Annotated in this window: 9 protein-coding genes; 1 reads left to right on the top strand and 8 read right to left on the bottom strand. The window is 59.6% G+C overall.

Annotated features, from left to right (window positions below):
• Positions 1-180 (top strand): hypothetical protein (locus DW195_RS10545; RefSeq protein ID WP_233540767.1); only part of this gene is annotated, 180 nt, incomplete at its 5' end.
• Between the two features lie 281 nt (positions 181-461).
• On the opposite strand, the gene DW195_RS00040 is transcribed toward DW195_RS10545, so the two are convergent.
• From DW195_RS00040 to DW195_RS00005, 8 genes are all read right to left on the bottom strand, one after another.
• Positions 462-3275: a phosphoenolpyruvate carboxylase gene (locus tag DW195_RS00040; protein ID WP_369831629.1), complete on the bottom strand. Its 2814-nt coding sequence runs from the start codon at positions 3273-3275 to the stop codon at positions 462-464.
• A 257-nt stretch (positions 3276-3532) separates the two neighbouring features.
• Complete coding sequence (gene hisS, locus DW195_RS00035) at positions 3533-4846, bottom strand: histidine--tRNA ligase (protein ID WP_117640032.1); 1314 nt, start codon at positions 4844-4846, stop codon at positions 3533-3535.
• Positions 4847-5150: 304 nt separating this feature from the next.
• Positions 5151-5366, bottom strand: a complete 216-nt coding sequence (locus DW195_RS00030) for a hypothetical protein (RefSeq protein WP_118205178.1) — start codon at positions 5364-5366, stop codon at positions 5151-5153.
• Between the two features lie 10 nt (positions 5367-5376).
• A complete protein-coding gene (locus DW195_RS00025; RefSeq protein ID WP_117640028.1) occupies positions 5377-5559 on the bottom strand; it encodes a hypothetical protein in 183 nt (60 codons plus the stop codon).
• Positions 5560-5562: 3 nt separating this feature from the next.
• Positions 5563-6861: a M20 family metallopeptidase gene (locus DW195_RS00020; RefSeq protein ID WP_118205176.1), complete on the bottom strand. Its 1299-nt coding sequence runs from the start codon at positions 6859-6861 to the stop codon at positions 5563-5565.
• Between the two features lie 116 nt (positions 6862-6977).
• Positions 6978-7961, bottom strand: a complete 984-nt coding sequence (locus tag DW195_RS00015; protein ID WP_118205174.1) for a DMT family transporter — start codon at positions 7959-7961, stop codon at positions 6978-6980.
• A 200-nt stretch (positions 7962-8161) separates the two neighbouring features.
• Positions 8162-10351 carry a YhgE/Pip domain-containing protein gene (locus DW195_RS00010; protein ID WP_118205172.1) on the bottom strand — a complete coding sequence of 730 codons (2190 nt, stop codon included), beginning with the start codon at positions 10349-10351 and terminating at the stop codon, positions 8162-8164.
• The gene (locus DW195_RS00005; protein WP_233540766.1) at positions 10352-13126 is read right to left on the bottom strand and encodes a YhgE/Pip domain-containing protein; all 2775 of its coding nucleotides are present in this window, start codon (positions 13124-13126) and stop codon (positions 10352-10354) included.
• Positions 13127-13390: the final 264 nt, after the last annotated feature.

The raw sequence follows: 13390 nt of genomic DNA, 5'->3' as shown, positions 1-13390 counted from the left end.
AAAAACACCACCGTCCACCGAGTCGTTAACACAACGTTCATATTTGACCCACAACAAAACGGCCGCGATCCCAAACGGGACCGCGGCCGCAACAGTCATAAGGCGAGAAGCGCCAAATGCGCCACCGAGATAAACCCCATCCAAAACGCGCGTAGCGCACTTTATTTTCATCAGCTTTAATCCCCGAAGACCGAGGACGAAGGGACCCGATGGGTTTCCCTCCGAATGCATTCCGCAGCACGAAGCCCTTTCCAAACGCGCGAAGCGCGCCATTATTCCCCCAGCAGTAATCCGCCGAAGACCGGACATCGCAGGGCCCGCCATCAGTTTACTTTTAGGCACACTCCGCAGGACGCAAGAAGCCCTCGCCGCACGAAGTGCGCAGCGAGGGCTTCTTGCATGTCCGAGGACGTGCCTAAAAGTAAACTGATGGCGGGCCCGGACGACTACAGGGCTATCGATTACCCCGTGTTCTGCAATCCTGCCGAGACGCCAGTCACAGTCGAAAGAATCAGGCTCATGTACTCGGCCTTCTTCTCCTCGGCCATCTCGTCCTGGTTCATACGCACCTCACGAAGGGCGCGGACCTGGGCGATGGACAGGGCGTCGACATAGGGGTTACGCACGCGAACGGCGCAGCCGAGCACGCGACGACGCTGCAGCGGCCACTCGTCACCGACGATGGCAAGGACCCACTTACGCGTGAGCTGCATCTCGGTGAAGACCTTCTCGGACAAATCCTGGCGATCGCCCAGGTGTAGATACATCTTGGCAATGCGCTGATCGGTCTTAGCAATCGACATCTCGATGTTGTCGATGAACGTGCGGAAGAACGGCCACTCCTGGTAGGCAGCCTTGAGCTGGTCAAGGTCACCAAGCTGCTCGCAGGCGGTGCCCAGGCCGTACCAAGCGGCCAGGTTAATGCGTGCCTGGCTCCAGCTGAAGATCCACGGAATGGTACGCAGGTCGTCGAGCGACTTGGCGCCCAGGCCGCGCTTAGCGGGACGCGAGCCGATCGGCAGCAGACCGACTTCGGTCAGCGGCGTCACGGTCGAGAACCACGGTGTAAAGTCCTCGGTGTTCAGCAGGTCCAGATAGCGCTCGTGGCTTGCAGCGTTAAGCTTCTCGGCCATATCCCAGAACTTCTGCGTGGTCTCTGTGTTGGTCTTCTCGACACTCGGGGCCGACTGCAAAAGCGTTGCGGCGGCAACGGACTCAACATGGCGCTGAGCCAGCGTGCGGTTGCCGTAACGGGCAAAGATGACCTCGCCCTGCTCGGTGAGCTTAAAGAAGCAGTTGACCGAACCCTTGGGCTGCGCCAGCACGGCCTTGTTGGCCGGGCCGCCGCCACGGCCAACGGCACCGCCGCGACCGTGCATGAGCACCAGGTCGATATCGTTCTTCTCGGCCCACTTGGCAATGCGCTCCTGCGCGGAATGCAGCGCGAGCATGGCCGTGGTAGGACCGGCGTCCTTGGAGGAGTCGGAATAGCCCAGCATAACCTCCATGCGGCGGTTGGTCTGGGCAAGACGCTTCTGCACCACGGGCAGCGTAAGCATCTGGTCGAGCACGTCGACGCAGCCCTCGAGGTCCTCGAGCTGCTCGAATAGCGGGATCACGTCGAGCTCGGGGACATCTTCCTCGTGTGCGAAGGACAGGTGGGCCAGCTCGAAGACGTCAGCCACATGCTGGGCGCTCTTGGTAAACGAGATGATGTAGCGGTGCGCCATCTTCTTGCCGTAGCGCTTTTGGATGGAGCCGATGGCACGGAAGGTATCGATGACTTCGCGCGTCATGGGCTGCAGGTCGCCATGGATACCGTTCTCGTGGATATCCTTGAGGGCGCGGGCATGCACCACGGAGTGCTGACGGAACTCCATCTCGACCATATGGAAGCCGAAGGACTCGACTTGCCAGATGATGGTCTGGACCGGGCCGTAGGCGGCACGGACGGCACCGCAGGCGGCCAGCGAACGCTGGACGACGCGCAGGTCATCCAGGAACTCGTCGGCGCTGTGGTACATGGTGTCGGTGATACGGCGCACGGTGGCGTTCAGACGGTCGGCCATGACGAGCATGACGGCGCGATGCGGCTCGTGCTCGGAGATCAGCTCGGCGCGGGCCGTGTACCGAGGGCTCATCTCGACCTGATGGTTCCACAGGTTAATGAGCTCGGCCGACGGCTTGCTGTAGGTAGCCTCGAGCGTGAGGTTGCGGCCGATGTGGCGGCACTTGTCCTCGAGCTTGAGCACCATGTGCGTAAAGTACTTGGCGGCGACCTCACGGCTCACCTTGGCGGTGACGTTGGGGTTACCGTCGCGGTCGGAACCGATCCAGCTGCCGGGATGGAAGAACGCCGGGCACAGCGGCGGCACAGTACCGGCCTTGTCGCCCAGCACCCAATCGTCAAAACGACGATAGATAACGGGGATAACGTCGAACAGCGTGTTATCGAAGATGTCGATGATGGTATCGGCTTCCTCGACCGGCGTGGGCTTCTTGAGCGCGATGGGGCTCGTACGCACCAGGGCGTCGATCTCCTGCAGCATATGGCGCTCGTTCTCCACCAGGTCGGAGCCGCCCAGACGCGGACGCTCCTCCAGCAGGTTGGAGATACGGCGGATCTTGCCCTCGACGGCCTTACGACGGGCCTCGGTGGGATGTGCGGTAAAGACAGGGTGGAACTCGAGCTTGTCGAGCAGCTCGTTGGCACCCTCGACACCCAGCTCATTCACCAGCTGGTGATAGGCAACGGTAAGCTCGTTGGCAGGATCGACCTCGGTATCGGTCGACGCACCGGCCTCGCGCTCGCGCAGCTGCGCCACACGGTAGTTCTCCTCCGACAGGTTTGCCAGATGGAAAAAGCTCGTAAAGGCGCGGACAATGACCTGCTGCTTATCGAGCGGCAGGCTGTCGATCAAATCGACGACCTCACGAAATGCCACGGCAGTGGGCTCGTCGGCGGTGGGCACGCCCTGCTCGTCGACGGCTTCGTCGGCAGCGCAGGTACCGGGGTTGCCGGCATTGACCACAATCTCGGCTGTCAAAATCTTGTCGAACAGGTCCGCGATCTCGGGATCATACTCGCTAAGCACACGGCGCTCCAGGCGCAAGAACAGCGCCAGATTGTCGCGCAGCTCCTCGGGGATCTCGATCTCGGCGAGACGCTCCCTGGACTCGGCATTCGAGCCGATTCGGTTAACGAGGCGGTTGACCACGGCAGCGACGCGCGCCGCGGCTTCGGGTACAGACTGGTTGCTTAGGTTCTCAGCCACGTTTCCTCCCATTCCTCCTTCTATGCACGTAACATGCGGTATTCATTATAGGCGCTTGAGAAATACTTTCGACACTGATTGCGCTTTACCACACAAAAGTATTTTCTGCATTGCAAAGGTTTTTGCCCTAAATGGTCGTATTTCTCGGTGGGCGGCATACGTAAACGGAGGCATTCCGCATAAAAGCGAAACACCCCCGTAACAATCGCTCTCCATGAGCAGGGCACGTTAGCAGGCCCGAAGCTCAAAGAGATGCGCTACAGGCGTTCGCGAACCGCCTCGACGACGTTGTCCAGATCGGCGAGCACCTCGTCATGGCTCTGCATGTCGCGCACTTTGACCTTGCCGGCGGCAAGCTCGTCGCCACCCAGGACCAAGATGAGCTTGGCGCCTACCTTATCGGCTTGCTTAAACTGGGCCTTGAGCGAACGACCCTGATAGTCGGCCTCGGTCACAATCCCTGCGGCGCGAAGCTCCTGCGTAATGGCAAAGACGTTCTGACGCAGCTCCTTGCCGGCGTTGGCGACATAGACGCACGGGGCCTCATCGGCACCCAAATCGCTGCCAAAGGCCTGCAGGGCCAGCAGGGCGCGCTCAAAACCGACAGCAAAGCCGACGCCCGCCGTGGGCTTGCCACCCTCGAGCTCGACCAGGCCATCGTAGCGGCCGCCGCCGCCGATGGAGCCGACGCCGGCGCCAGGGGCCTCGACCTCAAAGACAGTACGGGTGTAGTAGTCCAGGCCGCGCACCAAGGTGGGATCCTCGACATACTCGATACCGGCGGCATCCAGATAGCGCTTGACCTGCTCGTAGTGCTCGCGGCACTCATCGCACAGGTTGTCACCCATCAGCGGAGCCTCGGCCATGATCTCGCGGCAGTGGTCGTTCTTGCAGTCGAAGGCACGCAGCGGGTTGAGCTCGGCGCGCTCGCGGCACTCATCGCACATCTCGTCGGCGTGATCGAGGATGAACTGCTTAACCTGCTCGCGATAAGCCGGACGGCACTGGGCGTCACCCATCGAGTTGATGAGCAGACGAAGCTTGGAAAGATCGAAGCCCAGGCGCTTGTAGAACTCCATGAGCATGATGATGCACTCGGCATCTGCCGCCGGATCGGGAGCGCCGAGCCACTCGATGCCCACCTGGTGGAACTGGCGCAGGCGGCCCTTCTGGGGACGCTCGCCGCGGAACATGGCCTCGGCGTAGTACGCCTTAAACGGCGTGGAGCCCTGGGGCACCAGATTGTTCTCGACGACGGCGCGCACCACGCCGGCCGTGCCCTCGGGGCGAAGTGCTAGGCGCTGCTTGGGCTTGAGTTTGGTGTCGGTGCCCTCGGTAAAGACGCGCTCCAGGTTGGCACCGCTGAACACACGGAACATTTCCTTGCGCACGACGTCGGTCGACTGGCCGATACCGTGGACAAACACGTCCACCTGCTCGATCGCGGGCGTCTCGATGGGTTTAAAACCAAACGGCTCGAACACGCCGGCCGCAATCTGCTGCATCTTTTGCCAGGCGCGCATCTCGGCGCCGATAAGGTCGCGGGTTCCCTCCGCCTTCTGTGCCTGCATGGGCAAACACCTTTCTTTTGTATCGCGTCATAGGTAGTGGTCATTATACGGCACAAACTCAAACCGCGGCGGTGCATCTGACCGAACGAGGGTATGGGGACTCGTTCGGCCAGATGCACCGCCGCGACAGCTGATCCGCTTTCCTCCGACCCCTTCGGGTCACATGATCTGCTGGGGACGAAGGAAAGCGGACCGTCCTTTGACCTGCGGCGACCTTGGAAACCGAATGATGGTACGAGCATCCATTCGGCTCCCAAGACCGCCGCGGGCAGATCAGGGTGAGCCGGCAAACGCGGCAGCGCCCTTACTCTCCCGCCGCGCTCGCGCGCAGCTTGGCGGCAATGGGCTCGGATGCCAGCAGGAACACGAGCATGACCACGGAGCACGCCAGGCATACAATCCAGGTGCTCGCAAAGGAGCCCGTGGCATCGAACAGCACGCCCGAGACGATGGCGTCCACGGTGCCGCCGACCATCTCGAGCGAGGTAATGGTGCCCGCTGCCTTACCCAGGTCGGCCATGCCAAACTGCTTAGACGCAGCGATCGTGGGCGTTGGAGATGTTGTACTGCGCAAGAGAAATTCCCAAGTCGCTGACGATGAGCGGCTGGAACAGGCTCATGCAGTTGACGAAAATGGTGTAGCACGTGGCCATGATCACGAAGCCAGAGGCCACCACGAACCAGCCAGGGAAAAATTTACGTTGCTGGGACATGGATTACTCCTTGTGGTCCGCAATGTATCCGAGAGCGACGGCGGCATAAGCCGCGGCGCCGAGGGGAAGCTCGGCATCGTTAAAGCGCGCCTTGGGATGATGCTGGGCAAAATGCTCGTCCGTATCGGTCACGGCCGCGCCCACCGTAAAGTACGCACTTGGGATCTCGCTCGAGATAAGTGCGAAATCCTCGCTCGCCATGGCGTGGAATAGCGGCAGGAAGGCAGCCTTGGGCAGCACCGCGCCCACGTAGCCAAGCGAGGCCTGGGTCATATCGCTGTCGAGCACGAGCGGCGGAACGTCCGAAAGCGTCTCGATGGTTGCCGGCGTACGATATGTTGCGGCAACGCCGTTGACGACCTCGGCGATACGCTCCTTGAGATGAGCCATGAGCTCGACATCGAAGCCGCGCAGCGTTCCCTCGAGCACGCAGGTGTCGGGAATGACGTTGGCAGCCTGACCGCCGGCAAACTTACCAACGGTAAGTGCAACTTCCTTGGCCGCCGGCACCTCGCGGGAGATAAGCTCCTGGAGCGCTAGGTGCACATGCACGCCCGCCGTAATGGGGTCGATGCAAATCTCGGGGCTCGAGCCATGGCCACCCTTGCCCTGCAGCGTGATGCGGAAACCGTACACGCCCGAGAGCGCCGGACTCCCATAGAGCACTAGGCCGAGCGGCGACTGGCTGTTGACGTGCATGGCAAAAGTTGCCTGAGGACGCGGGTTCTCGAGCAAGCCGTCGGCGATGGCAGCGCGTGCCCCCTCAAAGGTCTCCTCACCCGGCTGGAACAGCAGTTTGACGGTGGCATTGGCGTCGACAAGCTCGGCCTCGCGGGCCTTGAGCAAACGGGCCGCGCCGAGCAGCGCCGTCGCATGCATATCGTGGCCACAAGCGTGCATGCAGCCGTTGGTGGATGCAAAGGGCTCGCCCGATTCCTCGGCAACGGGCAGGGCATCCATGTCGCCGCGAAGCATGATAACCGTACCGGCTTGTTCGTCCGTGCAGACGCCATTGCCCTGGGCCGCGGCGGCACCGGCGCCGACAAGGCCCACAACGCAGGAACCATCGACGAGCGTGGCAAACGGGATGTCCATCTCGGTCAAGCGCGCTTGGATATACGCAGAGGTCTGTGGGAGGCTATTACCCAGCTCGGGCATCTGGTGTAGATCGTGTCGCCATGCGGCAAGCTCACCGGCAAATGCCTGGGCTTCTTTGACTAGGCCATCGCCGATAGCGGTCTGCGCCGCTGTGGTAGCCTGCGGCGCTGGTTGCGGTTGAAGATCGGACAGAGCTGGTGCCATAGATGCCCTCCAGTAACGTTTTTGCAGCACGCACTTTGACAGCGTAAAGTGCAAGGCACAACTGTAAGGGCATGACATAAAAAACGCCGCCCTGGGAGGGCGGCGCAACAAGTTGTTTACAATTGCGGGCGAGATTTTCGGCGCAAGAAATCGAAATGCGTCTCGCTCAAGATAATCGACAAAAAGATGAGCGCAAAGCCGGCAAGCAGGCGCGAGGTGAGCGCCTCCCCCATCAACAACACCGAGAACAGCACACCCGAGGGCGACTCCATCGAAAGAAGCAACGAGCCCGTCGAGGCCGGGACGTGCGCCAGACCGACGTTTTGGACGAGCAGTGCCACGCACGTGCAGCCCACCGAGAGGAAGACCATCACGCCGATAAAACTCGGCGTCCACACGGACAGAGGCGCCTGAGTCTCGAATAGTAGCGACGTGATTAAGCTCAAAACGCCATTGCCCACAAACATCCAAAACGTGATGACGTTGATATCCATCTTGCGACCGTACTTGGCAGTCACCGCCATCTGGATGGCGAAGAAGATCGCGCCGCCCAAGGTAATAACATCGCCGGCATTGAACTCGACGCTATCGAGCGCTACCAGGCCAATACCCGCCAGGCACAACAACGCTGCACCCAGGTTATACCGGGTAAGCTTTTCACCGCTCAGGACATAGCTTGCAAACGGCACAAGGATGCAATACGTGCCGGTCAAAAAAGCGCTCTTGCCCGCCGTGGTCTGTGCCAGGCCGATCGTCTGCAAACCGTACGCGCCCCACATAAGTGCGCCCATACCAAGCCCGACGATAAGGTTGCGAACATTAAAGTGTGCGATGATGCGTTTGCGGAAGATGGCGAACATAACCAGCGAAGCCGGGAGAAAGCGAACATAGACCAGCTCGAACACCGGAATGGTGTCGAGTGCGTCCTTCATAGTGGTAAAGGAGTAGCCCCAGATAATCGCCACCGAAAGCAGTAGAACTTTCCAGAACAACGGCGAGCGTGCGCCGGCACCCCGGGGAATACCACCCGCGCCCAAATCCTCACGGGCTACAGGGCTATCGGGCATGTTTTCGATTTCGTTGGCAGCGTATTGGGCCATGGAACATCCTCGCACTCAATCTGGGCGTGGTGTCCGCACGCGTATGGCTGCGTGCCGCCTCATGGTCAAATAAAAACGGGACACGCCGGACCCCCGGCACGCCCCGCTACTGTAGCAACAACCAAGCAGCTCATGCAATTCACTCAACTAAAGCGTCGAGCCGGAAGGCCTCGATGTTCCGTCAACGCCACATTGTCGCGCTAAATCAATTTGGTCGACTCCAGCTTTTCGATGATCCAGTCGTTGGCCTTGATGACCGGGCGGCGGAAGACGACGCCCAGGCCCAGCGACGGAATCAGATAGCTCGCCAAGATACCCAGCTCAACCCAGTACTCCATATGGTAGGCGCCAGCCATGGCGGCGTGCATGGCGTTGATGCCGTGGGTAAACGGCAGGAACGGGTAGATCGCCTGGAACACGGGGCCGGTCATCTCGATGGGGAACGTACCACCTGAACCGCCGACCTGCATGACCAACAGCACGACAGCGAGCGCCTTGCCGATATCGCCAAACGAAACCGTGAGCGTGTAGACGATATTGGAGAACACGAGACTCGCGACCCAGCCCGCCAGCACAAACTGCAGCGGGTTGTCGCATTGGATGCCAAAGAACAGGATGTCGCCCGCGCACACGAGTGTCGCCTGCAGCAGGGCCAGACCTCCAAAGAACAGGTAGCGGCCCAGGTAGATCTCGTGCAGGCGCACGGGGATCAGCTCGTTGATGAGCTCATCGTCAACCGATACCTTCATCATGGCCGCCAGCACGATCGAGCCGACCCACAGCGACAGAATCGTATAGAACGGCGCCATGGCCGAACCGTAATTGCGGATCGGATAGACCGGCTTGCGGTCGAGCGCGACGGGGCCGGAAAGCGACACGGCCAAACCCTCGGGATCGTTGCCGATCATCGTCTTGATCGTGGCAAGGTCGTCCGACATCAGGGCGCCATCGAGCTCGTCCTTAAAGGCGCTGATCTTGTCCGATGCCTCACCCAGCTGATCGGAAGCCTTGTTGACCAGCGTCGCAGCCTTGGAGAGGCCCTTTGCGAGCGAGCCAGAGGCGTCGGTCAGACCGCTCACGGCGCTATCCAAGTCACCCGAGATACCGTTCAGGGAATCCAGAACGCCCGAAATGGTCTTCTTGAGCTCCTTGGCCTTAACCGAGAACGTGGAATCGTAGTCGGACTTGGCTCCCGAGATACCCGCCTTGGCATCGGCGATGGCCTGGTCGACCTCGGCACGCGAGTTGTTGACCTCCGCCATGCCGTCCGAAAGGGACTTTGCGGTCGCCGTCAGGTCCTTCGCATTGTTGCGGTACTCCACGGCAATTCTGCCCAGCGACGTCGCAGCGGACTCGAGACCGTCTTTGAGCTTGTCATCACTCACCTGGTCGGCAAGGTTACGGAGCTGATCGGTCATCGCATCGATATCGTCAGCACGCGTATTGAGCGCCGCTGCGGCTTCGTTGAGCTGAGACACCGTAAGGTCAACATGCTGATTCGCGGCATCGAATGCCTTCGCAAGCTCGGCGGACACGTTGTCGAACGAGCCCGCGCTTCCGTCAATCGCCGCGTCAACGGCATCGTTGGCGGCCTTGAGCGCTTCCTTGGAATCATTGATGCCACTCTTGGCGTGCTCCATCAGCTGCTTCGTCGACTCATCAACGGTGCCCGTCTGCTTGAGCATGCCGCCCGCCGATGTCAGTGAATCGGACGTGGAGCTCAAAATGCCCGCGAGCGACGTCGCACTCGCCTGAACGTCCTGCAGGTCCTCGACCGAATCGCCCAGCGTCGAGGACAGATTGGCGATAAAGCTGCTCACCTGGTCGGTACTCATATAGTCGAGCAGGCTGGACACGGTCTTAAGGCCGATGGTCGTGATGGTCTTGGTAAAGGTCTCGTTGACCTGACTCTGGACGGCGCTCGAACCCTTTTCAGTCACGATCTGTGCGATGGCGTTGGCCTTCTGATTCTCATAGAACTCGATATCGGCGTGCTTCACCTCGGTCGAGAAAAGCGTCATCATGTCGGCGCTAAACGTTTTAGGGATAACGACGGCAGCGTAGTACGCGCCCGACTTAACGCCCTCAATCGCCTTATCACGGTCGTTGAGGACGACCCAGTCGAAGTTCTCGTTGCCGCGCAGGGTGGCGGTTACGTTTTCGCCCACGTTGACCTCGACGGGAATCAGATCGCTCTCGTAACCCTCATCGGTGTTGACCACTGCAATCTTAAGGTTGCCGGTATTGCCGTAGGGATCCCAGCTTCCGGCGATGTTAAACCATGCATAGAGACATGGCACGATGATCAGGCCCATCACGACGACCATGCCGATCACGGAGCGAGACACGTTTTGGACATCGCGCTTAAACAGGTGCAGGATGTTTTTCATTTATGCCTCACCTCCTTTAGAGTGCTTGCCAAGCGAGGTGGTGTCCCCGTCGTTTCCGTTTACGTTGTCAGCGCCGTCGGCATCTTGAGCCTTACGATGCGCACCGATATGCGACAGACGGCTCGTAGGCTGTTCGCCTCCCTTGGCGCCACGCTCGCTGGCGTTGAGACCAAACATGCGACGGGCGGCAGGGATGGCAGCCGTGTGCTCGCGCATCTCGCGGCGAAGGTCCTCGTCCGAAAGCGCCGAGATACGCATCTGGGTATTGAGGCTCGCACGGATGTATTCGATGTTGATGAGCCAGCCGCAGATGGCGATAACCGAAATGATCCAGATAACGAGCAGGATGATCTTGCCGTTATTGTCGATATCGAGCACCGTCGAAAGCACAAAGAGCAGAACCTGCACGCCTACCACGGCGGCAAAACCGCCCTTGATGTAGTACGGGTAGCGATGCTCAAACGCCACGGCATGATCGAGCAGCTCGCGACGGTACGAATCCGAATCGAGCATGACGCGCATGGCCGTGCGCAGCGAATAGCGCTGGCGCGGCAGGTCGTTGGACTCGCAGATCATGAGGCCCGTCGTGGAAAGCTGCTTGTCAAAGAGCAGGTTGAGGTTGAGCAGCAGCGGACGCAGCTGCAAGCCAATAAAGAGTGCGATGGCAAGGAACACGCCCAGGATGCACAGGTTGAACAGGTAGTTGAACGAATACATGCCACCGACGGTCTCGCGCAGCAGGTTGATGCCATAGGTGAAGGGCAGCAGCGGATGCAGCCATTGGAAGAAGCCGGGCATCATCTCGATGGGATACATGCCCGACGAGCCGGGGATCTGCACAATGACGAGGATGACGCCAATGGCTTTACCGATATGCTTAAACGTGGTGGACAGCGCATAGATGATGTTGACGTAGGTGAACGAAATAGCGATGCCGCCCAGTACAAAGAGCAGCGGATTGACGCACTGAACGCCAATGACCAGGTCGCCCACCGTAACGATGATGGCCTGCAACGCACCCAGGATCACCAGCAGCAGCCAGCGGCCAAAGTAGCCCTGACGCGCCGTAAAGCTACCGATGCCCTCGCGGTCGACCTCGAGTTTATAGATAGCGATGAGCACATAGCCGCCTACCCACAGCGCCAGATTGGTGTAGAAGGGCGCGATGCCCGAGCCAAAGCTCTTGACCGGATAGATTGACTTGGACGTCAGCTCAACCGGAGATGCCATGAAATCTGCCACGTCATTGACGTCGACGTCCATGAGGACGGCTAACTCGCCCATAGACTCAGAGGTCTGCAGCGCCGCAATGTCATTGGCGGCGGTCGCGAGCTTGTCCTGAACCTTGGCAAGGGAGGCGTCGGTTTGGGACAGCGTGGTCTTTGCCTGCTTGAGCGTGGCGTCGAGCTGCGCCAGCGTGCCGCGCGCGCTCGCTATCGTGGGGGTCATACCCGACACAATGCCGGTCAAATCGCCCGAAACGGCGGCAAAGGAGTCAAGCGCGCTCGAAGCCTTCGGAAGTGCGTTCTGACCCAGATCGGTCTGAGCCTGACCGAGGTTAGCCGTACCGGTCTGAATTGCCGCGTTGAGTGCGTTGCTCGCGTTCGAGATTGCCGTAGCGTCGTTTGCCATGGCGCTCGACTGTGCAGAAAGGCCATCCTTGATGCTCTGCAGCTTCTGGTTTTGCTCGCGAAGCGAATCGATGGTCGATACAATGCGCGCGTCAATTTCCTCGGAACCTGTCGACGTGTCATTAACGAGAATCTCCAAGTGCCCGATAACGGCCTTATTGTGATCGATCGTCGCCTGGAGAGACTCGAGCGAGTTGTCGATGCGGGTGGTCGTAGATGTGACCGTACCCGTTAGCTTGCCAATCGCAGCGTTCGCGGAGGCTGACGTCTTGGTGAGTGCAAGGCTACCTTCCGAGAGTGCCTTGGAGAGCGAGGTGATAGAGTTGCCCGCCGTGGCGCGAGCCTCGCCCAGCAGGTCGTTGCCCTGGGAGATTGCCTGCGTCAGCGACGGTGCCTGACCTTGCAAGCCGGCAAGCGCCGCATCAGCCGAGGCGATAGCGCCACTCGTCTTATCGATGGCGGCATTCATATCGCCAATCGAATCGCGCACCTCACCCAAGGTGTCGGATGCCTCGGACACCGAACTTGTCAGCGAGTCCTGAGTCTGGGTTGCCTTGTCCTTTAAATCGACACCGGCATCCTTGGCGATACTGGCAACAGTCTCGCCCACCGTGGAGACAAACTCCGAGTTGATCTGCTCCTCGATGGTGTTGGCACCGGTATCGGTGACCTTGGGCGCAATGGCGCTCTTCTTCTCATTGACGTAATAGGTGAGCTTCGGCTGATGGTAATTGCCATCGAGCATCGAGACAAGATTGTCGGAGAAGTTCTTGGGGATTACGATCGCCGCGTAGTATTCCCCGCTCTCGACGCCCTCTTTGGCATCGGCAGCCGAGTCGACGAAGGTCCAGCCCAGCTGATCGTTTTCCTTGAGCTGGTCGACCACCTTATCGCCTGCATTGAGCTCGCCCACCAAGTCATTCTGGGTGCCCTGATCGTTGTTGGCGATGGCAATCTTGATACCTTGGGTGTTTCCGTACGGATCCCAGTTTGCCACGATGTTGTACCAGGCATACAGCGAGGGAATGACGCACACGCCCAAGGTAACCACCAGGGCGACGGGGTTCATAAGCAGTCGCTTAATGTCGCGCTTAAATATCGCAAAGGAGACCTTTGCGTTGGATAGTTTGCTGCCGAGACTCACGCTTGGACCATCCATCCTGTCGTTGAATCAAATCGTACTATCAAAAACCATTGTACGTAGGCGCTTTAGCGTCTCGAAGCACAATGGTATTGAGTTTTGCGGGTAGCAATATACTACGAAGATTAGTTAACGTACAGTTGTACAGTATCTTTAATATCAGCAGGTCACAAAACCACAGCCCGCACAAATTAGCAGTCCGGATAAATAGTCATTGGGTGTTCCTATAGTTTTGTCAACCGTCGGGGCTACTCCCGGTAGGGCACC

Origin of the sequence: Collinsella sp. AM17-1, assembly GCF_003470665.1 — a bacterium.
In the GTDB taxonomy this organism is placed as follows: domain Bacteria; phylum Actinomycetota; class Coriobacteriia; order Coriobacteriales; family Coriobacteriaceae; genus Collinsella.
The sequence above is the reverse complement of the archived record's forward strand: the minus strand, read 5'-3'. Positions and strand labels throughout refer to the sequence as shown.